Origin of the sequence: Exercitatus varius, from assembly GCF_029577735.1 — a bacterium.
GTDB lineage: Bacteria > Pseudomonadota > Gammaproteobacteria > Enterobacterales > Pasteurellaceae > Exercitatus > Exercitatus varius.
Map to the genome: position 1 here is coordinate 38497 of NZ_JARQTO010000010.1, position 23382 is coordinate 61878.

Genomic DNA, 23382 nt, shown 5'->3' on the forward strand with positions numbered 1-23382 from the left:
TTATCGCAATATGGTGCGGACTCTCGGTTCCCGATGCCAGAAACCGCCGTAATATCCCCATCTCGGACCGAATCCGTAATAAAAATCGTCCCAATAAGGATCATAATAATATTCCTGCGTCAGTTGCCAGCGCTTAAACGCCGCCGCACTCACCACCGGAAAAGCATAATCCGCCTGATCGATTTTACCCTGTTCTTGGCCCGTTAACCGGCCTTTCACCGTAATGTATTGATTTTTCAGGCTTTCCGGATCCACAAAACCGGGCAGATAAGCAATAAAGCGCCCGTCCGTCGGCCCGTCCCACACCGGTTTGGCCGAAAAACCGCTTACCGGCAGGCTCATAACTTCCACTTTGGTTTGATTTTTTAACGCCTGAGCCGACAGAATTTTACCGCCCAAACGCACAATCCGGCAGCGGCAAGTATAATCGTCCGCTTCAATTTTGTTGAGTTGCTGAATGGTAAATTCGTCTTTTTCCAATCCCTGCGGCGGTGAAACGCAGGCGGCCAGGAAAAGTGCGGTCAAAAANNAAAAAGCAACGTTTTTTTCGCACCCGCCACAGGGACAAAAAACCGAATCGTGCCGTTCGTTGCAGACCCAATATTCATACCGTTTTTCATACTTTCTCCTTATCTTACCGATAACGAAAAAAATCCACCCGCCGTTAACTCCGTCCCGGCAATTTTTTCCATGTCACTTCATTACGCAGGTAAACCGGTTCGATATCCGCCGCGTTCAGTAGCCGCTTTTGATGCCACATGGGGATCGCCAAGCTCAACATATATTGAGCGGAAGGCAAATCAATGCCCGATTGGCGGTTTAAGCCGGCTAATTGCGGATATGCCGCCCAGCCCGTGCCGACGGTTTGCCAATCGTCATCAAGCTTTGCAAGCTGTTCCGCCACCCGTTCCGGCGAGCAAACCCGTTCGCTGATGACGGGTTGCCATTGCAAAAACTCGCCGAATTTCTCCCGCACTTTTTCCGCTTTTAAGCAGGAAAAATACACTTCGTTCATCCGCGCATCAATGGCGGCAAGCACTTTCGTCGCCTGCAGTTTTTCGTAAGCCGCCTGCGCCATAGCGGTTAAATTCGACACCGCGATCACCGGCAAATCGGCTCCCAGCGCCAATCCCTGCGTGATGCCCGTGCCGACGCGAACGCCGGTAAAACTGCCCGGGCCGCGCCCGAAAACTAAGGCATCCACCTGATTTAAACGAATGCCCGAAGCGGCTAAAATTTCATCCACCATCGGCAAAATACGTTTGGTGTGGCTTCGTTGCGCCGTTTCGTCCAAATGCGTTTTTTCGCCTTGATGCAATAATGCGACCGAACAGGCTTCCGTTGACGTATCCAACGCCAACAAGGTTAAATTTTTCATCATATTGCTATTTTTGTAATTGTTGTAAGAATTCTATCACTTTCTTTAAATCGCGGGTACGCTTGGCGTTCGGCAGACTCTTTAAGAAGGTCTCGCCATAATTCCGATTGACCAAACGACTGTCACAAATAATCACCGCGCCTTTGTCCGTCACATCGCGGATAAGGCGCCCGACGCCCTGTTTCAGCGCGATAACCGCTTCAGGAATCTGGATATCGCTGAAAGGCTCGCCGCCCTGTAACTTACAGTCTTCAATGCGAGCTTTTAATAAAGGTTCGTCAGGCGAAGTAAAAGGCAGTTTATCGATAATGACCAACGATAACGCATCGCCGCGCACATCCACACCTTCCCAAAAGCTGGAGGTCGCCACCAGCACGCTGTGTTCTTCCTGAACAAATTGTTCCAGCAGTTTGCCTTTGCTGGTTTCGCCCTGTAACAAAACGGAAAGCCGGCTGTGTTCGCGGAAATATTCCGCTAATCCGCGCATCATAAAATATGAAGTGCAAAGGACAAAACAACGCCCTTTGTTGGCTTCAATCACCGGCAGCAACATTTCGCCCAACTGCACGAGGGTGTGTTCCTGATTGCTGCTTGGCAAATAGCGCGGCACGCATAATAACGCCTGTTCGGGATAATTAAACGGGCTTTGCAACACTTTTTGTTCCGCCTGCCGAATTCCTAATCGCCGGCAAAAATGGTCAAAGGTTCCGCCTACTTCCAAAGTGGCGGAAGTAAAGATCCAGGTGCGATCCCGTTCGCTAATTTTCTCGCCGAATTTGTCCGATACCGTCAACGGCGTAATATGCAAACCGAATTGGCGGTTAAAGGTTTCATACCAGTAACAATACCCCGTCACCGAAAGATCCGACAGGCGGTGAAGCTGCAATTTGACGGCGGCAATGCGTTCGTAAATACTGTCCAGCGTTTGCGAACGCCCTAGCGCCAGTTTGATCACTTCCGCCGTAAAATCCAATTTTTCCGTTAAAAATTCGAAGCCTTTTTTGACCGCACTTTGGCTAAATAATTCGCGTAAATTGCCGCGCTGATTGCCTTCCCCCAACAGCAAGCGGAAATCCTGCACGATTTTCATCAAATGCTCCGCCGCCACGCCGAGTTGTTGCATATCCTTCACTTCGGTGCGATAGACAATTTGGATGTCTTTGCAAATATCGAACAGCTGGCGCGAAGTCAGCGATTGTCCGAAATACTGGCTGGCAATATCGGGCAATTGATGGGCTTCGTCAAAAATAATCACTTCCGCATGGGGAATTAATTCGCCGAATCCGCTTTCTTTCACCGCCATATCGACACAAAACAAATGATGGTTCACCACCACTAAATCCGCCGCCAACGCCCGTTTTCTCGCTAACGCCACATAACAATCGTTATAATTCGGGCAATCGCTGCCGAGGCAACTTTCCGTCGTGCTGGTTAATTGCGGAAAAATCGGACTGTCTTCCGGCAAGGTAGTGCATTCGCTTAAATCGCCGGTTTGGGTGGAATTATTCCACGCTCTCACCTTAGACAAATCCGCCAGCACCGATTTATCGCCCAACACGCCTTGAGCAATCACCTGATCCAACCGTTCCAGACACAAATAATTCGCCCGACCTTTCAATAAGGCGATTTTGCCGGAATAACCCAACGCCGTTTTGATTGCCGGCAAATCGCGATTAAACAGTTGATCCTGTAAATTCTTCGAACCGGTAGAAATAATGGTTTTCTTTTTTGCCAATAACGCAGGAGCCAAATATGCAAACGTCTTACCGGTGCCGGTGCCGGCTTCCACCACCAATACGCCTTTAGATTCAATCGCATTTCCGACCGCAGTTGCCATTTCCAACTGTTCCCGGCGGGGACGAAAACCTTTTATATAGCGGCTTAATTCTCCGTTATCGGAAAAAACCTGAATTATTTGCTGTTGTTCTACCATTCTGTTCCGTTTCGGCATAATATTGGCATAATATTTAGGGCGTGATTGTATCAGATTTTGCTCCGGAAAATAGAAGGACTAACGATGAAACGTAAATTTATTCGACACATTGATACCGGCATTTCCCTTTATCAATATAATGACATCCCCGTCATTGAAGCGGAACATGCCGTCGGCTCGGCCAAAATCGCCCTGCAAGGCGCACATTTATTGAGTTGGAAGCCGGCCGGCGCACAACATGACGTGCTGTGGCTGAGCGAAATCGAGCCGTTCAAAGCGGGCAGCGCCATTCGCGGCGGCATACCGGTTTGTTTTCCCTGGTTTAACAATGCGGGAACACCGGCGCACGGTTACGCCCGAATCTCGCTGTGGGAATTAACGTCCCATCAAATCGCACCGGATTCGTTTCAACTCACATTTACGCTGATTCATGAAAAACAAACCGTCGCCACACTCACCATGATCTTTAGCGCCGATTGTCAACTTGTCTTTACCAATCTGACGGGACAGGAAGCGCAAATTGCCTTGCATAGTTATTTCAAGGTAGGCGATATTCATCGTACGGAACTGTTGAATCTGCCGAACTCCGCCTTTAATTCACTCACTCAACGGCAGGAAAACGTGCCCGTTCCGCGAATCATCCGGGAAAATGTAGATTGTATTTATAGCGCCGAAGCGGGCGCCACAATTATTGCGGATAAAGCGTATCAACGTCATATTGAGATAGAACACCAAAATGCCGGCGATATTGTGGTATGGAATCCGTGGCATAAAACCACCGGCAATATGAGTGAAAGCGGTTATCAAACCATGATTTGCGTGGAAACCGCAAGAATCCGGCAGCCGATTCATCAGGAATCGGTAGGGGTGATTATTCGCGTTAAATAAAAAACCCGGCTTTTTTATGCGTAACCGCCAGTGCGATTACTTATGGCTTCGCCACCGTTGGCAAAGCCAACGTTCAAAAAACGTTGCTTTTTTTGACCGCACTTTTATGCTTCGTTAAAGCCAGCCTAACTGAGAAAGAATGATCAAGCCTAAAGAAGAGGCGAATGCCGAACCGATAGTGGTGATGCCGATAATATTCGCCACCGTAACGCCGTTGCCGCCCATGCCGCGCACCATAGCGTAGGTGGCGGCCGCCAGCGGCGTGGTGGTCATCAGCAACACAATGCCTAATTCCATGCCGAATATGCCAAATAAACGGGATATGGCAATCATTACCGCCGGAGCGACAATCAACCGCCCGATCACGCCCCAGGAAATGACGCGGGAGCCCCATCCCATGGTTTTAAAATTAATGGTCGCGCCGGTACAGATTAAGGCTAACGGCAAAGTAATATTGGCTAAATGATGCCCGGTGGAAACCACGGCTTCCGGCAGCGGAACGGCAAAAAAATTCATCGCCAGTCCGGACACAATCCCGATAATCAGCGGATTCTTTAAAATATTGAAAAACACGGCGGAGAACCGGACTTTTGTACTAGAAAGCGAACGGGTAATGGTAATCACGCCGTAAATGTTATACAGAAAAATCAGAACGGCGGAATAAATGGACGCCGGCGCAAACGCGGCGTTTCCATAGGCGTTAACGCAAAACGCCAAACCTAAAATGCCGTTGTTTCCGCGAAAAACCGACTGAACGAAAGTGCAACGCTCGCGCTTTTCCGCAATAAATTTACCGGCGAAAATTTCGGCCGAAACAAACAAAAAGGTCGTGCCGAGAAAGGCCACTATAATCAATGGCAGCTGGCCGGCATAATCGATTTTTGAATCGTATACGTTGAAAAACAACAATAACGGCAAAGTAAGATTAAAGATTAAACGGGTCGCTTTTTCACAAAAAGCATCATCCAGAAACTGGCGCCGCCGCAATACCATGCCGATGAGCAACAACAGCAAAGTCGGCAACGTGACATTCACGGAAAATATCAGAGAAGAAAGAAAATCACTATTCATAAGCCTTGCCGCTTGAAAGAACGGATAAAAAAACAAAACCCCGGTTTGTTAACCAGGGCTTTTTCACGCTAAAATTATCGACGGATTACGTCAACTCCGCCCATGTAAGGACGTAAAACTTCCGGCACCGTGATAGAACCGTCGGCATTCTGATAATTTTCCAGTACCGCCACCAAAGTGCGTCCTACGGCCAGTCCGGAACCGTTCAACGTGTGCACTAAACGCGGTTTTTTATCGCCTTTGGCACGGCAGCGCGCCTGCATACGACGGGCCTGGAAATCCCACATATTGGAACAGGAGGAAATTTCACGGTAAGTATCCTGTGCCGGCAACCAGACTTCCAAATCATAAGTCTTGCAGGAACCGAAACCCATATCACCGGTACAAAGCAAAACTTTACGATACGGCAAATTCAATAACTGCAACACTTCTTCCGCGTGACCGGTCAATTCTTCCAAGGCTTCCATGGATTTTTCCGGCTCCACAATTTGCACCATTTCCACTTTGTCGAACTGATGCATACGAATTAAACCGCGGGTATCGCGACCGTATGAACCCGCTTCGGAACGGAAACAAGGCGTATGTGCGGTCATTTTTAACGGTAAATCTTCCGCATTCAGAATTTCATCGCGCACTAAATTGGTCACCGGAACCTCGGCTGTCGGAATAAGCGCGTAAGGCTGCTCGCCTTCCAAAGCTTTGGTGTGAAACAAATCTTCGCCGAATTTCGGCAACTGACCGGTTCCGTACAACGTCGCGTGGTTCACCAAATAAGGAACGTAAGTTTCCAAATAACCGTGTTTTTCCGTGTGAAGATCCAGCATAAACTGCGCTAATGCGCGGTGTAATTTGGCAATTTGACCTTTCATCACGGCAAACCGCGCACCGCTTAATTTCACCCCGGCGGCAAAATCCAGACCGTCAATATTTTCACCCAGCGTCACATGATCTTTCACTTCAAAATCGAAGGTTCTCGGCGTTCCCCAACGGGAAACTTCCTGATTTTCCGTATCGTCTTTACCCAACGGTACCTCATCCGCCGGAATGTTCGGAATCGTCAATAAAATGGTATTTAATTCGGCGGATACGTCGTCAAACAACGCTTTTGCCTGGGCCAATTCAATGCCTAAATGATCCACTTCGTCCAATAAAGATTCGATATCTTCGCCGCGCGCTTTGGCGGCGCCGATAGCTTTGGAACGCAAATTACGCTCCGCCTGCAAAGTTTCGGTTTTCACCTGCAATGCTTTGCGTTGTTCTTCCAGTTCCTTTAATTGTTCCACATCCAGAATAAAATGACGCTTCTCTTTTAATTTTTGTGCGGTTTCTTCCAGATTATTACGCAGTAAATTCGGATCGATCATGGCTACCTCAGTTCATTATTTGCAATAAAATATTTTTTTATTGTAACGGCATTCGGGCGAAAAATACAGGGTTCTTTGATAAATAGGCGGGAATAAAGTGCGGGCAAAAAACAACGCATTTTTTGCCCGCACTTTACGACTGACGGCGACGGAATTTATCGATATTTAAAAGGTGAATTTCACGTGCGGTGAAAATTCCGTCCATTTTCCGTTTACCGCACTGGCTAAAACGCGGAAATCATGGCTGAAAACCGTCAGATTGGCAATTTTACCCGCTTCGACGGAACCCAGAAAATCCGCGACACCGACGGCTTCGGCCGGATACAGATTCGCCATGCGTAAGGCTTCGTCTAAAGGAATACCGACTTCTTTCACGAGATTGCCGACGCTTTCGATCATGGTTATCGCCGAACCGCCTAAGGTGCCGTTGCCGTCAAAACATTTGCCGTCGCGCACATAAACCGTGGTGCCGACAAAATCAAATCGGACGATATCCGACCCTGCCGCCGCCGTGGCGTCGGTGACCAGATACAATTTTTTGCCTTTACAGCGTTTGGCAATGCTGATGTTGCCGAATTCCACATGCAAACCGTCCGCAATAATGCCGGCGTAAACCTTGTCTTCCTCCAGCACCGCGCCGACGACGCCCATTTCCCGCCCGGATTTCACCGGCGACATGGCGTTATGTAAATGCGTAGCCAAGGTGGCGCCGAGGGCAAACGCCTGTTTAGTTTGTCGGTAAGATGCGTCGGAATGCCCCACCGCCACTCGAATACCTTTTTTCACAAAATCGGCGATAAAACGAGCGGTGGCATTTTCCGGTGCAATGGTCATAACACGGATAACATCGGCGTTTTCAGTTAAAAAATCGTACATTTCCGGGGAAATTTCCCGCACGAATTCCGCTTGGTGGACGCCTTTTTTGGCTAAGCTGATATAAGGTCCTTCTAAATGCAGGCCCAGCGCCTGATTGCGGTATTGCGCCAAATATTCTCGCATAATTTTGACCGCACTTTTCATGCCTTCATCGGTTGCGGTAATAAAAGTCGGCAAATAACTGGTGGTGCCCGAACGCAGATTGGTTTGCTGCATAATTTCCAGCGTTTTTACCGAAATATCGCCGTTAAACATGACTCCGCCGCAGCCGTTCAGCTGCAAATCGATGAAGCCGGCGGTCAGATTATGCCCCTGCAAATCCACCGAAGATAGCCCGGCGGGCACATCTTCTTCACGTACAACGGCCACAATGCGATCGTTTTCCACAATCACCGCATGGCCGTAAAGCACTGCCGTGCCGGTATAAATTACGCCGTTGATCAACGCATATTTCATTTTTCTCTCCAAAACCGAATAACGTTTATTTTTTCCAGCGAACATTTTCGCTCTGTCGATCCAATTCCCGCAACCAATCCAATTTTTCTTTAATCTTAATTTCCATGCCGCGCGAACTCGGGAAATAAAGTTGCGTATCTTTCAAGGCTTCGGGAAAATAATTTTCTCCCGCGGCATAAGCGTTCGGTTCATCGTGAGCATAACGATATTCCGCATGATTACCCAATTCTTTCATCAACTGCGTCGGCGCGTTGGTTAAATGGCGCGGCACGTCATAATCCGGCGATTGTTTCGCCAACGCTTTCGCCGCTTTGAAGGCGAGATAAACGGCGTTACTTTTCGGCGCCGCCGCAAGATACACAATGGCTTGGGCAATGGCGCGTTCGCCTTCCGCCGCGCCCACCCGGGTGAAGCAGTCCCAAGCGCTCAACGCCACCTGCATGGCGCGCGGATCCGCGTTGCCGATATCTTCGGAGGCGATGGCCAGCAAACGCCGCGCCACATACAGCGGATCGCCGCCGGCGGTGATAATGCGGGCATACCAATACAACGCCGCATCGGGCGCGGAACCGCGAATGGATTTATGCACGGCGGAAATCAAATCATAAAAACGATCGCCGCCCTTATCGAATCTGGCTTGCCGCTCGCCCAACACTTCCGTCAGTAAAGTGCGGTCGATTTTTTTACCGTTTTTGTCTTCTTCCGCCATATCCGCCATTAATTCCAGACAATTCAACGCCAGACGGGCGTCGCCGTTGACGTATTCCGCCAGCAAACGCAGCAAATCCGCTTCCAAATTTAACCGCATTTTACCCAAACCGCGTTCTTCATCCGCCACCGCTTGCTGCAAAACCTGTTCCACGTCCGCCGTAGTCAGGGATTTCAGAACGTACACCCGCGCCCGCGACAATAAGGCGTTGTTCAATTCAAAAGAAGGATTTTCCGTGGTTGCGCCGATAAAAATAACGGTGCCGTCTTCAATGTGCGGCAAAAAGGCGTCCTGCTGACTTTTATTGAAACGATGGACCTCGTCCACAAACAAAATAGTTTGACGATCCGCCAAGCGGTTCCGTTTCGCCCGCTCAATGGCTTCGCGGATCTCTTTCACGCCGGAAGTGACGGCGGAAAGGCGTTCCACTTCCGCATTAATACGATGAGCGATAATTTCCGCCAAAGTGGTTTTACCTGTGCCCGGCGGCCCCCATAAAATCATGGAATGCGCGTGACCGGCCTCTATCGCCCGACGTAACGGCTTGCCCTTGCCGATCAAATGCTGCTGTCCGCAATATTCATCCAACGTACGCGGGCGCATGCGGGCAGCAAGAGGGCGAAAATCATTTTCGGCAAAATCGAAATTCAGGTTAGCCATAATGGAATCCCTTACGGAAGGTTGAAAAATGGAGATTTATACAAAGAAAGAGTGGGCGCGCCGCCCACTTTATGCCGTTATTTTTTCTTTTTGCGCTGATCGTCGAATTCCGCGCCTTTCGGCACGCTGAAGCTGAATACGCTATCCGCAATATTGTTATTGTTAATATTGCGCAGCATATACAGATTGGATTGCCCGTCTTTTTCGATGGTGCTGAATCCTTTAAGAACGCCGTTACCGTCGATACGAATGTCAAACTGTTTGATATTGCTGTTTTTCGCTTTCGGTTTTAACACGAAAGTATCGGAATTCTGTTGCACGTTATATTGATTCCAGTGACTCGGATCATTGCTGGTCAGCAACACGAACGGCGTATTATTCACCGCGTCGCTCACCCAGTTCGCCGTCACCTGTTCGACGAACGGGTCATAAAACCAAAGGGTTTTACCGTCCGCAATAATTTGCGTTTCCTGCGGTTTTTTATTATCCATGCGAAACAGATTCGGGCGCTTGATTTGAATTTTGCCGCTTCCCTGCTGCACCTGTTTACCGTTTGCCGAACTCACGTTCTGAGTGAAATCCGCGCTAAACACGCTCACTTTCTGCAAACGCGTTTGCAACTCGTCTGCCGCATCCGCCAAAGCCAAAGGCGCCGTCAGCGCTAAGGTTAAAAGTGCGGTCACAAAAAGCAGCGCTTTTTGAACGTTGGCTNNGCTTTGCCAACGGTGGCGAAGCCATAAGTAATCGCACTGGCGATTACGCATAAATTTTTCACTGTTTTTTTCATGTCGCTTTCCTTTTAAAAATTTAGCCGTTCGCTCACAATTAATAATCCGATGAGGTATTGCGCACCAATAATTCCCGTTTACCGTTACGCATTTCGGACACGATGCCCTGTTGTTCCATTTGTTCCATAATATTTGCCGCACGGTTGAAGCCCACTTTCAGCCGACGCTGAATAAATGAGGTGGAAGTCATCCCCGTGCTGCTAACCACTTCCACCGCTTTATCGAACAGCGGATCGAGCTCGTCGTCCGACGCGCCATAACCTTCTTCGTTATCCGCTTCATCCTCTTCCGAACTTTCCAGAATCGAAGAAATATAATTCGGTTTACCCCGCGCCCGCCAGTCGTCCGCCACGCGGTTTACTTCGTCATCGGTCATAAATGCGCCGTGTACCCGCATTAATTCCGTGGTTCCGTTCGCCAGATACAGCATATCGCCACGCCCCAGCAGCGCTTCCGCGCCGTTTTGATCCAAAATCGTACGCGAGTCGTTACGTTGCACTACGGTAAAAGCGATACGGCTTGGAATATTGGATTTAATCAATCCGGTAATCACATCAACGGACGGACGCTGAGTCGCCAAAATCACATGAATGCCCACCGCGCGCGCCTTTTGGGTTAACCGTGCAATCAATTCTTCAATTTGTTTGCCCGCCACCATCATTAAATCGGCAAATTCATCCACGATTAATACGATGTAATTCAGGCGTTCCAGAATCGGCGGCGTGGTATCCATGCTGTCCGACGGCTTCCATAACGGATCAGGAATCACCACGCCTTCCGCGCGATAAGCGTCAATCCGTTCGTTGAAACCTTCGATATTGCGTACCCGCAATTTCGCCAGCAACTGATAACGGCGTTCCATTTCATCCACGCACCAACGTAAAGCGTTGGCCGCTTTTTTCATGTCCGTCACCACTTCCGTCAGCAAATGCGGAATACCGTTGTACACGGACAACTCCACCACTTTCGGGTCAATCATGATGAACTTCACTTCTTCCGGTTTCACCCGATAGAGCAAGCTCAGAATCATGGTGTTGATGCCGACGGATTTCCCCGAACCGGTGGAGCCCGCCACCAACAGATGCGGGGTTCTCGCCAAATCGATGACCACCGGTTTGCCGCTGATATCTTTGCCTAACGCCATCGGTAAAAGTGCGGTAGAATTTCGGAACGTTTCACTGTCCAATACATCGCGCAAATAAACGTTCTGGCGTTTTGCATTCGGCGTTTCGATACCGATATACGGCTTGCCCGGAATGGTTTCCGCCACCCGAATCGCCTTAAATGTCAGCGCCCGCGCCAAATCGGTATCGATACTGGTGACTTTCGACGCTTTCACGCCGGGTTGCAACTCAAGTTCATAACGGGTCACCACCGGCCCGACCAACACGTCTTTCACCGTTGCTTTGACATTGAAATCGCGTAAACGTTGTTCAATTCGCTGCGAAGTAGCACGCAATTCGGTTTCCGTCACATTGACGGTTTGACTGGAATGCTGATCCAACAAATCCAGACTCGGCATATCCGTGGTCGGTTTTTCCGGCGCTTTGTGATCGCCGAACAACGCAATCGCCTGATCGATGGAAATCGTGCGCAAACCCGGGAGCGCGTCGGATTCCGTCGGCGACTCCGCCAAACTGATTCCCATTTCCTGCGCTTTAATCTGACGCGCCTGCTCACGCGCCGCTTCCTGTTGGGCAAACTGCGCCGCTAATTCGGCATCGTCATCTAATTCCTCTTCAATTTTCTCGAAAAGTGCGGTCGGTTTTTTATCGATTTTTCCCATCACTTCAACCGGCTCAACTACGCCGGCGGCGGAAAGCGGATTAGCCGTCTGTCGCGTATCGGTTGACGGCATTAATTTTACTTCGGGAATATGCACGGAATCCGAATCATCCGAAGCAAACATATCGGCCGTTTCCGCTGCATTTGACGCGCCGTTTTGGATAAAAGCCGGCCGCAGGCCCGATTGTTCCGCGACATGCCGCGCGTCCTGAGCTTCATCGTCGTAAGAATAATCGTCGCCGGCAATACTCACATGAGGCAAATTCTGATCCGCGCCCAAATCATAGGCGTCGAATTTTTCCAGCATATCGGCGTTATCGACGCTGATCGGAGCGGTTTTATCCTCTTGCGCCGTCTCCAGGCCCGAAATATGAACGGACGAGGAATCGTTATATGCCGGCACCGAAATAGCCGTTTCATTCTCAGCCCGTTCCGTTTCCGTCGAAGTCGTAAATTCCTCGCCATTCGGCTGCGCATTTTCAGGCGATGCCGGCCGTTCGTTCTGCATGGTAATCCAATTATAAAACGCCACCAGCAGACGAATTAATGAGGCGCCGGAACAAAACACGAAACCGAGAACGGTCAACGCCACGCCGAATAATAAAATGCCGAATTTCCCCATAACCGGAAACAAGTGTTTCACCAAGCTGCCGCCAAGCACGCCGCCGGCCAAATGGTAAGGCGTATTATTCAGCAATAATGCGCAAAGTGCGGTGGCACCCAGCATAAATGTGACAAACCCGAACATGCGCAAACTGAAACGCGTCCAGGTCAGGCTGTCCACACGCTTGGTGCGAATAAAATAAATCGGGGTGATACAGATCAAAAACGGTAAAAGATGTCCGACGTCGCCAAAGAACGTAAAAAACAGATCCACTACCCAAGCACCCAGTTTACCGGCTTTATTAATGATTTCGGGTTGATAACCGGACACCGACCAAGCGCTGTCAAAAGGACTGTAACTGGACCAGGCAATAATCAAATAAAACCCGAAAACTGCGGTCAATCCTAAAATCAATTCCACCAAATAATGTTTCGGCGAAAAACCTTCCGTTATTTTTCTAATCATGTTATTTCAACTGTAAAAAATTCGTCTGTTTCACTTCTTCCATAACCACATAAGTGCGGGTGTCATTCACGCCGGGCAAGCGCAGCAACGTCGTGCCCAGCAATTTGCGGTATGCCGCCATATCGGCAACCCGGGTTTTCAGTAAATAATCGAAATCGCCGGAAACCAAATGGCATTCCTGAATTTCATCCAGCGCCTGAACGGCGGCGTTAAATTCTTCAAATACGTCCGGTTTACCGCGAATCAGGGTGATTTCCACGATCACCAGCAACGGCGCATCCAGTAATTCCGGATTTAACAGCGCACGGTATCCCATAATCACGCCTTGCTTTTCCAGGCGTTTTACCCGTTCAAGACAAGGCGTCGGCGACAACCCCACTTTCTTGGATAAATCGATATTCGAGATTTTTCCGTTACGTTGGAGTTCATTTAAAATTTTGATATCAATAGCATCAAGAGCTTTAGGCAATTTTTTATCCACAAAATTCACCGATTAATAGAATAAAATCCTGTCAAGTGTACATGATTTTTCATCATGTATCAGCATATTAGTCAATAATATTTCCCTATTTTTATGTATTTTTAATTCCGTTTATCGGCGTATAGTTAATCGGTAAAAGTCAGAAGGAGCAAAAATGAACGATTCGAACAATCCGTTTCAGGCCAAATGGTCGATTATCGGAAATACTCTTTGTTTGGGACACTGGGACATTTCTTACCAAGGTCTGCCCGTCATGTTGCCGGAACATAAACGTAGCGAAGATATGGGCACGGACGGCATTTATAACTTTATCGATCCCGAAGACGAGTTATACCGCGAAGGGCTGGGCGAGGACGACTGGATTATCGAAAACGCCGACTGGCTGGCAGATGTGTTTATCGAGCACAATATTCCCATTGAAGAACAAACCATGCGTCATTTTTATCGCGCGGTAAACAAAGAAGACTGGCGTTGCGGCAGCTGCGGAGGATGTATTTAGGTTTTAAGTGCATGTTTTTCTGAAATCCTGTAAAATTCTCCGAATTAATTCAAGCATTAACTACTGAATTCTACTTTAAACGCACATGGAAAAATCTCGTCAAAAATATCTGTTTAAATGGCTGCGTTCGCAGCAAAAGCCCATCAAAAAAGAACTGAATCTGAATATCCTGCTGGCGACCCTTTCCTCATTGATTTTAGTGGCTCAAACCTGGTTATTGGCCTCGTTACTGCACGCTTTAATTATCGAACACAGCGCCCGTTCTGCGCTGATTCCGCAATTTATCGGTCTGTTTATCTGCTTTGCCTTGCGCGCCGGCATACTTTATATACGGGAAAAAATCGGCTTCAAGTGCGGTCAAAAATTACGCAATTTTATTCGGCGACAAATTCTGGAAAAAATTCATGCCGTCGGCCCTGCCGTCATCAACGGCAAATCGGCGGGCGGCTGGGCGACGCTGATGTTGGAACAAGTGGAAAATCTGCATAATTTTTATGCCCGTTACCTGCCGCAGCAAATATTATCCGTCATCGTGCCGTGCGTTATTCTGATTGCAGTATTTCCGTTAAACTGGGCCGCCGGCTTAATCATGCTGCTCACCGCGCCGCTGGTTCCGGTATTTATGATTTTGGTCGGCATTGCCGCCGCCGATAAAAGCCAGCGGAACATGGACACGCTGGCAAAACTGAGCGCGCAATTTTTAGATCGTCTGCGCGGACTGGAAACCTTGCATCTTTTTGACCGCACTTCGGAACAAACCCGGCATATCGAACAAGCCACGGAAGATTTCCGCAAAACCACCATGGACGTATTAAAAATGGCGTTTTTGTCTTCCGCCGTGTTGGAGTTTTTCACCTCAATTTCCATCGCCGTTATGGCGGTGTATTTCGGTTTCAGCTATTTGGGGCAAATCGAATTCGGCCAACTTTCCGCCGGCATGACCTTGTTCGTCGGCTTTTTCTGCTTAATTCTCGCGCCGGAATTTTATCAACCTTTGCGGGATTTGGGCGCTTATTATCACGATCGTTCCGCCGCCATCGGCGCGGCGGACGCCATCGTGGACTTTTTAGACACGGAAACCGCGTCACAACGCCGGCAAAATATTCAAATTCCTCATAAAAGTGCGGTCGATATTTCGGCAGAAAATTTAGTGGTGCTTTCACCGCAAGGCAAGCCGTTAACTCAACCGCTCACCTTCCGTATTCCGGCCGGCAGTCATACGGCGCTGGTGGGGCAAAGCGGCGCGGGAAAAACTTCTCTGATGAACGTTTTACTGGGTTTTCTGAATTATGAAGGAAGCCTGAAAATTAACGGCGTAGAACTCAGCCAAGCGGATATCGCCGCCTGGCGCCGGCAAATTGCCTGGGTGGGACAAAATCCGTTGTTGTTGCACGGTTCTATTTTAGATAATCTGTTGCTCGGCGATATTCAGGCCACGCAAGCAGAAATCGACGCCGCACTGCAACAAGCGAATGCCAAAGAATTCACCGATAAATTAGGTTTAAACAGCGAAATTAAAGACGGCGGTTTAGGCGTTTCCGTCGGGCAAGCGCAACGTTTAGCCGTCGCCCGCGCGTTGTTGCGCAAAGGCAGTTTGCTGTTATTGGACGAACCGACGGCAAGCCTGGACGCACAATCGGAAAATCAGGTGTTGCAGGCGCTGAACGCCATTGATTGCGCACACACTACGCTGATGATTACTCACCGCATTGAAGATTTAAAACACAGCGATCAAATTCTGGTGATGCGACAAGGACAAATCGTTCAGCAAGGACGTTTTGAGGAATTAAGCCGGCAAGGTTATTTTGCGGAACTGCTCAATCGGCGAAATCAGGATATTCAATAAAAAAACTGTGAAAAATTTATGCGTAATCGCCGGCGCGATTACTTATGGCTTCGCCACCGTTGGCAAAGCCAACGTTCAAAAAACGTTGCTTTTTGTGACCGCACTTTACCTATTTATAAGCGACAAAAAATAAAAGTACGATCGAAAAAAACATCATTTTGAGGAAAACGACCATAAAATGCGTGCATTACTTCCCTATTTAAAACTGTTTCGCCATGCCAAAGCCTCTTTAGCGCTCGGCGTGATATTGATGATAACCGGGCTTGCCGCCGGCATCGGTTTACTTTCGCTTTCCGGCTGGTTCCTTGCCGCCACCGCCATTGCCGGCGCAGGAACGCTGTTCAACTTTTTCTATCCCTCCGCCGGCGTACGCGGTTTAGCCATCGGACGCACCGCCGCCCGTTATTTCGAACGCTTAGTCACGCACGACGCCACCTTTCGTATTCTCGCCAAATTGCGGGTGCAGGTATTTGAAAAAATCATTCCGTTGTCGCCCGCGGTGCTAAACCGTTACCGCAACAGTGATTTGCTGAATCGTCTGGTCGCGGACGTCGACACCCTGGACAGCCTGTATTTACGTCTGATTGCGCCTTTCATCAGCGCATCGGCGGTGATTATTTTTATGACGATCGGATTAAGCTTTTTCAGTTTACCGCTCGCCCTTTTTATCGGCGGCACATTGTTAATTCTGTTATTGGTGATGCCGCCGGTTTTTTACCGCCTCGGCACGCGATTCGGCGCGAAACTGACCCAATCCCGCGCCCGCTATCGCGAACAATTTGTGGAATTCATTCAGGCTCAAGCGGAACTGCTGCTGTTTAACGCTTCGTCCGCATTGCGCGACCAATTAAACCGAACCGAGCAAAACTGGCAGGCTTATCAACGGCGGGAAAGCAATTTGTCGGGATTATCCACCGCACTTTTCATGTTTTTCAACGGATTATTGGTGGTGCTCACCTTATGGCTGGCGGCCGCCACCGAATTCGGTTCGGAGCTTGAACAATTCGCCTTTATCGCCTTATTCACCATGTCCGCGCTGGCAGCATTTGAAATTTTAATTCCCCTTGGCGCGGCGTTTTTACATATCGGACAAGTGATCGCTTCCGCCGAACGGGTAAGCGATATTGCGCGGCAAAAGCCGCCGGTGGACTTTTCCGGCACACAAAGTGCGGTCAAAAATTCCAACGTTTTATTCGACGTAAAACAAGTGACGTTCCGTTATCCCGACCGTTCCCAGCTTGCCTTAAACCGGCTGGATTTGCAGATTCTGCGCGGAACAAAAGTCGCTCTATTAGGCAAAACGGGCAGCGGAAAATCCACGCTGTTGCAGTTATTGGTACGCAATTATGCGCCCGATAGCGGCGAAATTTTATTTGCCGAACAACCGATTTCCGCTTACAGTGAAAGCGCGTTACGCGCGCAAATGGCCGTTTTAACTCAACGCGTCCATATATTCAGCGACAGTTTGCGCAACAATTTGCAACTGGCAAGCCGTTCGATCTTGACCGAGCGGCAAATCAGCGATGTGTTAAATCGGGTCGGTCTGCAACATCTTGCGGAACGAGGTCCGGAACAATGGCTCGGCGACGGCGGACGCCCGCTTTCCGGCGGCGAACAGCGTCGCTTGGGGTTAGCCCGTATTTTATTAAGCGACGCGCCGATTTTATTATTGGACGAACCGACGGAAGGGCTGGATCGCGAAACGGAACGCCGTATGTTGCGGCTCATTTTTGAACACGCAAAAGAGAAAACCTTAATTATGGTGACACACCGATTAACGGAAATTGAACGGTTCGATCAGATTTATGTCATCGATGACAGTCGTTTAATCGAAAACGGACGTTTTGATGAATTAATGGAACGGGAAAACGGTTTATTTAAGCGGTTAACGGCGAGAATTTAGCCGAAGCGTAAAGTCGCTTCCGCTGAGATTTTTATCCGCTGAATGGGCGGAAACCTCCCCAGTGATTCTCGGCACACAGAAATTCTGACTTTGGCTGCTTTCTTCCGAACCTGACCAGGTAAACCAGACACCGTTGCGAGAGACCGAGGAGGTTCCCATCGAACTCACCGATTTGCTTTCGCATACCGATTGAGTGGGCGTATTATGCGTGAATCGTCCCCAAAATGCAAACGAAAAAGGAAATATTATGTCAACCGCATTAAACAGATTAATTACATTACTGAAATTGGAAAAATTGGACGACGGGCTATTCCGCGGCAACTGCGAAGATCTGGGATTTCGCCAGGTATTCGGCGGACAAGTGGTGGCACAGGCGCTTTCCGCCGCTATGCAGGTGGCGTCGCCGAACCGCTTGTTACATTCCTGTCATGCTTATTTCTTAGCGCCCGGTGACAGCAGTTATCCGATTATTTACGACGTTGAAACCCTGCGCGAAGGGCACAACTTCACTGCGTTGCGGGTGAAAGCCATTCAGCACAACCGACCGATTTGTCATGTCACCGCGTCTTTCCAGGTGGAAGAATACGGTTTCGAACACCAAAGCAAGATGCCACAGGTGGAATCGCCGGAAGAATGGATTTCCGAGAGCTCGGCGCTTAAGCAGGCGGCGCTCTTTATACCGGAAAACGTACGCGACAAATTTCTGGCGGAACGTCCGTTCGAGATTCGTTCCAAATACATTAACAATCCGTTCCGCGGTCAAAAACTGCCGCCGGAACAATTCGTTTGGGTTCGAACTAACGGCGAAGCGCCGCTTGACGCCAATATTCAGAAATGTCTGCTGGCTTACTTTTCCGATTTTCACTGTATTTTGACCGCACTTCATCCCCATGAAAAAGGATTTTTGCAGAAAGGTATGAAAGTCGCCACTATCGACCACAGCATTTGGTTCCACCGCAGCTTTGATTTAAACGATTGGCTGCTTTATGCCATTGAAAGCAACAATGCCTACGCCGCACGCGGTTTGTCACGCGGACAGATTTTCGACAAATACGGACGCCTAATCGCGACAACCCAGCAGGAAGGTTTAATCCGTTTTACCGAAGAAGCAAAAACGCTTTAATAACTAAGGATAGTTCGGTATCATAGCGGATTATTTTGAATCCGATGAATTCCTCCGACACCTTCACCGGTCAGACGGAAATCAACAAGTAAAAAAATCAAATAGGTTAAACGTGAATATTCAACAACTTCTTTCAGAACAAATCGGACAAGCTATGATCGCGGCGGGTGCGCAACAGCCCGTGGAACCGGCGGTGCGTCAATCGGGTAAACCGCAATTCGGCGATTACCAGGCGAACGGCATTATGGGCGCCGCAAAGAAATTAGGCTTAAACCCGCGCGAATTTGCGCAAAAAGTGCTGGATAATTTAAAACTCGACGGCATTGCGGAAAAATTGGAAATTGCCGGTCCGGGTTTCATCAATATTTTCTTAGCAAAAAACTGGCTGGCAAATAACGCGGACAAGATGTTAAGTGCGGTCAATTTTGGGATAAAAACGGAAAAACCGCAAACCATCGTGGTGGATTATTCCTCTCCTAACGTTGCAAAAGAAATGCACGTAGGACATTTGCGTTCGACCATTATCGGCGATGCCGTAGTACGCACTCTGGAATTTTTAGGCAATCACGTCATTCGCGCCAACCATGTAGGCGACTGGGGCACCCAATTCGGTATGCTGATTGCCTATTTGGAAAAAATGGAAAACGAAAACGCCACCGCCATGGAATTAAGCGATTTGGAAGCGTTCTATCGTGCGGCGAAAGAACATTATGACAGCAATGAAGCCTTTGCGGAAAAAGCCCGTAATTATGTGGTCAAACTGCAAAGCGGCGACGAATATTGCCGTATGATGTGGAAAAAACTGGTGGACATCACCATGCGTCACAATCAGGAAAACTACAACCGACTAAACGTGACTTTAACGGAAAAAGACGTAATGGGCGAAAGCCTGTATAACCCGATGTTGCCGGAAATCGTCGCGGATCTGAAAAAACAGGGCTTAGCGGTGGAAGATGACGGCGCTTTAGTGGTTTATCTGGATGAATTCAAAAACAAAGACGGCGATCCCATGGGCGTTATCGTACAGAAAAAAGACGGCGGATTCCTTTACACCACAACCGACATTGCGGCGGCAAAATACCGCTGTCACCAATTACATGCGGATCGCGTATTAGTGTTTTCGGACAGCCGCCAAAGCCAACATATGCAACAAGCCTGGTTAATCACCCGGAAAGCGGGTTATGTGCCGGATTCCTTCAGCCTTGAACACCCTTTCTTCGGCATGATGCTGGGCAAAGACGGCAAACCGTTCAAAACCCGCACGGGCGGCACGGTAAAATTGAAAGATCTGTTGGATGAAGCGGTGGAACGGGCCGATAAACTGATTTCCGAGCGCAATCCGGATTTGACCGCCGAAGAAAAAGCCGCGGTGGTGGAAGCGGTTGCCATCGGTTCGGTAAAATATTCCGATTTATCTAAAAACCGTACCACGGACTACGTTTTCGATTGGGATAACATGTTGACCTTCGAAGGTAACACGGCGCCTTATATGCAATATGCCTATACGCGCATTCGTTCCATCTTCGCCCGCGCCGGTATCGAGCCAAGCCGTCTCAGCGACGAAATTGTGTTAACCGACGATAAGGAACGCGCGCTGGTCATCAAATTATTGCAATTCGAAGAAGCGCTCAATGGCGTGGCAAAAGACGGCATGCCGCATATTCTTTGCCAGTATTTATACGAACTGGCGGGCACCTTTTCCGGTTTTTACGAAGCCTGCCCGATTTTAAATGCGGAACAGCCAATCAAAAACAGCCGCTTGAAACTGGCGGCGTTAACCGCAAAAACCTTAAAACAAGGCTTGGATTTACTCGGCATTAAAACCGTCGAAAAAATGTAATTTTTCAATTATTCCCTCTTCAATATGAAGAGGGATTTTTCTAAGGGGTTAATATGAAAAAAACATTATCCGTCATTCTGGTATCGTCCGCTATTGCGCTTTCCGGCTGTTACGACAAAGAAACCCGGGAAAAACTGCAACAGGCGGAACAAACGGCCGCTCAGTTAAAAACGGATTTACAGCAGGCGCAGGACGAACTGGCAAAAGTGCGGTCGGAAATTCCCGCATTATTGGTAAAACCGGTGGAAATTTTTAATCAGTCCGCTGAATTTAAACGCCAAAATCCCAAACCGCAGGATTTCATCACGGAAAGTACGGCTTCCGTGAAAGTATTTCTGGTGGACACCGGCGTACAATGGTTAAACGAACTCCTCTACAACAAAATTGCGGCGGATTATCTCAACACCGACAATCACGCCGACAAGCAGGAAATCGAAGCCATTCTGGATCCGAAAGCCCGGCTGCAGGCGATTTTCAGCCGGCAATACGAATCCGCCCGAAAAAGCGCCGAAGCCTTTGAAAGCCGCGCTAACGACTATTCGCAAACCATGCGTTACATCGGACAACGGCAAAATGTCGTCACTTTCGAGCAAGTGACTTTTATGGACGGCGGCGGCGCGCATCCGATGAGCTGGACCAACTACATCAACATCGATACGAATAAAAAAGCCGTCATCGACTTGGCCTCCGCCTTCGGCAACGACAATCTGGCCAAAGTCAAAGACGCCTTATGGGGAGCTTACAAACTTTATAACGCCCAAAACGGCATGCGCAGAGAAGCCGACTATTTTGTGTCAAAAAACGAATTTGACGTGTCACCGGATTTCTATTTCACCGCCGGCGGTGTGGCGTTCAATTATGCGCCCTACGCGGTTGGTTCCTACGCCGAAGGAGAAATTCAACTGCTGTTGCCTTGGTCTGCCGCGCGTCAATGGCTAAAACCCGAATATCTGTGGTAAGAAGAAAAAACTTTCGATTTTTTGACCGCACTTTTCCCGTTGGCTTTTCTTTCGACGCAAAATGCCCGATTATTTTTACGGCTTCCGTTTCCACGAGCCATAAAAAACGACCAAAATAAGATATGAACCGATAAAGTGCGGGCAAAAAAACGATCGTTTTTTCTCCCGCACTTTTCCCGAATGAAAGAAACTCACCGACACGCGCCCAACGGCGCATTCCGCTAGCCGTTATTAGCTCAATTTGATCACGAATTTGCAAGCGTTGTAAAATAGTGCAATTCAAGCGGAATCATCCGTTCAATAACGAAATGAAGCTGGAGGAATAACGATGCAAAATTTTAATTATTTCACGCCGACCCGAATCATTTTCGGGAAAGATACCGAACAGCAGACGGGCGAACTGATTAAAGCTCAAGGCTGCAAAAAAATCCTGATTCATTACGGCGGTCAAAGTGCGAAAAAATCCGGTTTGTTAGATCGTATTAAAGCCTCGCTCGATAACGCCGGCATCGCCTATACGGAGCTGGGCGGCGTGGTGCCGAATCCGTTGTTATCTCTGGTTTATCAAGGCATTGATTTGTGTAAAAAAGAAAAGGTAGATTTTATTCTTGCCGTGGGCGGCGGCAGCGTCATTGATTCCGCCAAGGCCATTGCCTACGGCGTTGCCGAACCCGATAAAGACGTCTGGGAACTTTACGATCGCAAACGCCAGGCCGCCACTTGCTTGCCGGTCGCCACCGTGTTAACCATTGCCGCCGCCGGCAGCGAAATGAGCCCGAGTTCCGTCATCACCAAAGACGAAGGCGGCATCAAACGGGGTTATAGCAACGATTTGTCGCGCCCGAAATTCTCTATTTTAAATCCCGAACTCACTATGACGTTGCCTGCATATCAAACCGCCAGCGGCAATGCGGATATTTTAATGCATACTATGGAACGTTATTTTACCCCACACAACACCATGGAAATCACCGATTCCATTGCCGAAGGCTTATTAAAAACCGTGATGAAAAATGCGCGGATTCTGGTAGAAGATCCGCAAAATTACGAAGCCCGCGCAGAAATTATGTGGAGCGGCAGTTTATCCCATAACGGTTTAACCGGTTGCGGCGGCGGACAAGGCGATTGGGCGACTCACATGTTAGAACACGAATTAAGCGGTTTGTTCGGTGTCACTCACGGCGCGGGTTTAGCGGCGATTTGGGGGCATTGGGCAAGATATGTTTATAAAGACTGCCTGCCGCGCTTCGAACGTTTCGCCGTGCAAGTGATGGGTGTTACAGCGGCTGAGAATGCGGAACAAACCGCCTTAAAAGGCATCGAAGCCATGGAAGACTTCTTTCGCAGCATCGGCATGCCGACCAATTTATCCGAATTGGGCGTAAACGCCGGTGCGGAGCAAATCGCCGAAATGGCTAGAAAATGCGCTATCGCCACCAACGGCTGCGCCGGTGCCGTCAAACCCTTATACGAACAGGATATGATAGCTATTTACACGGCGGCGCAAAACGCATAATGAGCGCGTTTTTATCACGTCAATAAAAGCAAAACCGGACGTTCGGTATGCCGAATTCGGATAGATTCGGCATTATAAATTTATCCGTTTCCCATGCGGCGACATTATTTTGCCTTTTGCACGGGATTTTTCCCGTAAAAATTTTAATTGTGCCCTTGAAATTCATCTCCACTCCCCCATTTTCCAAAACAAGACGGATTTGCACCGCACTTTTGAAAAATTAAAAAAATTTTTAAAT

At 48.8% G+C, this 23382-nt stretch carries 18 protein-coding genes and 1 other RNA gene; 8 read left to right on the top strand and 11 right to left on the bottom strand.

All coding sequences use genetic code 11. From position 1 onward, the window contains the following. The 3 genes from P7M01_RS08185 to P7M01_RS08195 form a co-directional block, all read right to left on the bottom strand. Complete coding sequence (locus tag P7M01_RS08185) at positions 1-525, bottom strand: Slp family lipoprotein (RefSeq protein ID WP_317483515.1); 525 nt, start codon at positions 523-525, stop codon at positions 1-3. A 139-nt stretch (positions 526-664) separates the two neighbouring features. Next, entirely contained in the window at positions 665-1378 is a 714-nt protein-coding gene (gene tsaB / locus P7M01_RS08190; RefSeq protein WP_317482573.1) for a tRNA (adenosine(37)-N6)-threonylcarbamoyltransferase complex dimerization subunit type 1 TsaB, read from the bottom strand. A gap of 7 nt (positions 1379-1385) precedes the next feature. Next, on the bottom strand, positions 1386-3311 hold the full coding sequence (locus P7M01_RS08195) for an ATP-dependent DNA helicase (protein ID WP_317483541.1): 1926 nt from the start codon (positions 3309-3311) through the stop codon (positions 1386-1388). 84 nt (positions 3312-3395) lie between these two features. Here P7M01_RS08195 and P7M01_RS08200 point away from each other — a divergent pair, with 84 nt between their 5' ends. Beyond that, positions 3396-4199 (top strand): D-hexose-6-phosphate mutarotase, encoded by an 804-nt coding sequence (locus P7M01_RS08200; RefSeq protein ID WP_317483516.1) that lies wholly within the window; start codon positions 3396-3398, stop codon positions 4197-4199. 114 nt (positions 4200-4313) lie between these two features. Here the strand turns inward: P7M01_RS08200 and P7M01_RS08205 are convergent, their stop codons facing one another. The 7 genes from P7M01_RS08205 to lrp form a co-directional block, all read right to left on the bottom strand. Further along, positions 4314-5270 carry an AEC family transporter gene (locus P7M01_RS08205; RefSeq protein WP_317483517.1) on the bottom strand — a complete coding sequence of 319 codons (957 nt, stop codon included), beginning with the start codon at positions 5268-5270 and terminating at the stop codon, positions 4314-4316. A 74-nt stretch (positions 5271-5344) separates the two neighbouring features. Further along, the gene (gene serS / locus P7M01_RS08210) at positions 5345-6634 is read right to left on the bottom strand and encodes a serine--tRNA ligase (protein ID WP_317475158.1); all 1290 of its coding nucleotides are present in this window, start codon (positions 6632-6634) and stop codon (positions 5345-5347) included. A 165-nt stretch (positions 6635-6799) separates the two neighbouring features. Further along, positions 6800-7966 (bottom strand): N-acetylglucosamine-6-phosphate deacetylase, encoded by a 1167-nt coding sequence (gene nagA / locus P7M01_RS08215; RefSeq protein ID WP_317483518.1) that lies wholly within the window; start codon positions 7964-7966, stop codon positions 6800-6802. A gap of 25 nt (positions 7967-7991) precedes the next feature. Continuing rightward, positions 7992-9335, bottom strand: a complete 1344-nt coding sequence (locus P7M01_RS08220) for a replication-associated recombination protein A (RefSeq protein ID WP_202937757.1) — start codon at positions 9333-9335, stop codon at positions 7992-7994. Between the two features lie 77 nt (positions 9336-9412). Continuing rightward, positions 9413-10099: an outer membrane lipoprotein chaperone LolA gene (lolA, locus tag P7M01_RS08225; protein ID WP_317486337.1), complete on the bottom strand. Its 687-nt coding sequence runs from the start codon at positions 10097-10099 to the stop codon at positions 9413-9415. 61 nt (positions 10100-10160) lie between these two features. Beyond that, positions 10161-12977 carry a DNA translocase FtsK gene (locus P7M01_RS08230; RefSeq protein WP_317483520.1) on the bottom strand — a complete coding sequence of 939 codons (2817 nt, stop codon included), beginning with the start codon at positions 12975-12977 and terminating at the stop codon, positions 10161-10163. Position 12978: 1 nt separating this feature from the next. After that, complete coding sequence (gene lrp, locus P7M01_RS08235) at positions 12979-13458, bottom strand: leucine-responsive transcriptional regulator Lrp (protein WP_202937759.1); 480 nt, start codon at positions 13456-13458, stop codon at positions 12979-12981. A 154-nt stretch (positions 13459-13612) separates the two neighbouring features. On the opposite strand from lrp, the gene P7M01_RS08240 reads away from it, so the two are divergent. The 3 genes from P7M01_RS08240 (at position 13613) to cydC (ending at position 17706) form a co-directional block, all read left to right on the top strand. Beyond that, positions 13613-13957: a hypothetical protein gene (locus P7M01_RS08240; RefSeq protein ID WP_317475154.1), complete on the top strand. Its 345-nt coding sequence runs from the start codon at positions 13613-13615 to the stop codon at positions 13955-13957. A gap of 85 nt (positions 13958-14042) precedes the next feature. After that, positions 14043-15803 (top strand): heme ABC transporter permease/ATP-binding protein CydD, encoded by a 1761-nt coding sequence (cydD, locus tag P7M01_RS08245; RefSeq protein WP_317483521.1) that lies wholly within the window; start codon positions 14043-14045, stop codon positions 15801-15803. 178 nt (positions 15804-15981) lie between these two features. Beyond that, the gene (gene cydC / locus P7M01_RS08250) at positions 15982-17706 is read left to right on the top strand and encodes a heme ABC transporter ATP-binding protein/permease CydC (RefSeq protein ID WP_317483522.1); all 1725 of its coding nucleotides are present in this window, start codon (positions 15982-15984) and stop codon (positions 17704-17706) included. Between the two features lie 52 nt (positions 17707-17758). Here cydC and ffs read toward each other — a convergent pair. Continuing rightward, positions 17759-17856, bottom strand: an RNA gene (ffs, locus tag P7M01_RS08255) — signal recognition particle sRNA small type. 97 nt (positions 17857-17953) lie between these two features. Here ffs and tesB point away from each other — a divergent pair. From tesB to P7M01_RS08275, 4 genes are all read left to right on the top strand, one after another. Continuing rightward, positions 17954-18829 (top strand): acyl-CoA thioesterase II, encoded by an 876-nt coding sequence (gene tesB / locus P7M01_RS08260; RefSeq protein WP_317475151.1) that lies wholly within the window; start codon positions 17954-17956, stop codon positions 18827-18829. A gap of 112 nt (positions 18830-18941) precedes the next feature. Next, positions 18942-20669 (top strand): arginine--tRNA ligase, encoded by a 1728-nt coding sequence (argS, locus tag P7M01_RS08265; RefSeq protein WP_317483523.1) that lies wholly within the window; start codon positions 18942-18944, stop codon positions 20667-20669. Between the two features lie 53 nt (positions 20670-20722). Then, entirely contained in the window at positions 20723-21628 is a 906-nt protein-coding gene (locus tag P7M01_RS08270) for an RsiV family protein (protein ID WP_317483524.1), read from the top strand. Between the two features lie 328 nt (positions 21629-21956). Beyond that, positions 21957-23144 (top strand): iron-containing alcohol dehydrogenase, encoded by a 1188-nt coding sequence (locus P7M01_RS08275; protein WP_317483525.1) that lies wholly within the window; start codon positions 21957-21959, stop codon positions 23142-23144. Positions 23145-23382: the final 238 nt, after the last annotated feature.

Excerpts from the sequence above, each read along its gene's own strand:
- tsaB (WP_317482573.1), bottom strand. The coding sequence starts at position 1,378 with ATGAAAAATTTAACCTTGTTGGCGTTGGATACGTCAACGGAAGCCTGT.
- P7M01_RS08195 (WP_317483541.1), bottom strand. The coding sequence starts at position 3,311 with ATGGTAGAACAACAGCAAATAATTCAGGTTTTTTCCGATAACGGAGAA.
- P7M01_RS08200 (WP_317483516.1), top strand. The coding sequence starts at position 3,396 with ATGAAACGTAAATTTATTCGACACATTGATACCGGCATTTCCCTTTAT.
- P7M01_RS08205 (WP_317483517.1), bottom strand. The coding sequence starts at position 5,270 with ATGAATAGTGATTTTCTTTCTTCTCTGATATTTTCCGTGAATGTCACG.
- serS (WP_317475158.1), bottom strand. The coding sequence starts at position 6,634 with ATGATCGATCCGAATTTACTGCGTAATAATCTGGAAGAAACCGCACAA.
- nagA (WP_317483518.1), bottom strand. The coding sequence starts at position 7,966 with ATGAAATATGCGTTGATCAACGGCGTAATTTATACCGGCACGGCAGTG.
- P7M01_RS08220 (WP_202937757.1), bottom strand. The coding sequence starts at position 9,335 with ATGGCTAACCTGAATTTCGATTTTGCCGAAAATGATTTTCGCCCTCTT.
- P7M01_RS08230 (WP_317483520.1), bottom strand. The coding sequence starts at position 12,977 with ATGATTAGAAAAATAACGGAAGGTTTTTCGCCGAAACATTATTTGGTG.
- P7M01_RS08240 (WP_317475154.1), top strand. The coding sequence starts at position 13,613 with ATGAACGATTCGAACAATCCGTTTCAGGCCAAATGGTCGATTATCGGA.
- cydD (WP_317483521.1), top strand. The coding sequence starts at position 14,043 with ATGGAAAAATCTCGTCAAAAATATCTGTTTAAATGGCTGCGTTCGCAG.
- cydC (WP_317483522.1), top strand. The coding sequence starts at position 15,982 with ATGCGTGCATTACTTCCCTATTTAAAACTGTTTCGCCATGCCAAAGCC.
- tesB (WP_317475151.1), top strand. The coding sequence starts at position 17,954 with ATGTCAACCGCATTAAACAGATTAATTACATTACTGAAATTGGAAAAA.
- P7M01_RS08270 (WP_317483524.1), top strand. The coding sequence starts at position 20,723 with ATGAAAAAAACATTATCCGTCATTCTGGTATCGTCCGCTATTGCGCTT.
- P7M01_RS08275 (WP_317483525.1), top strand. The coding sequence starts at position 21,957 with ATGCAAAATTTTAATTATTTCACGCCGACCCGAATCATTTTCGGGAAA.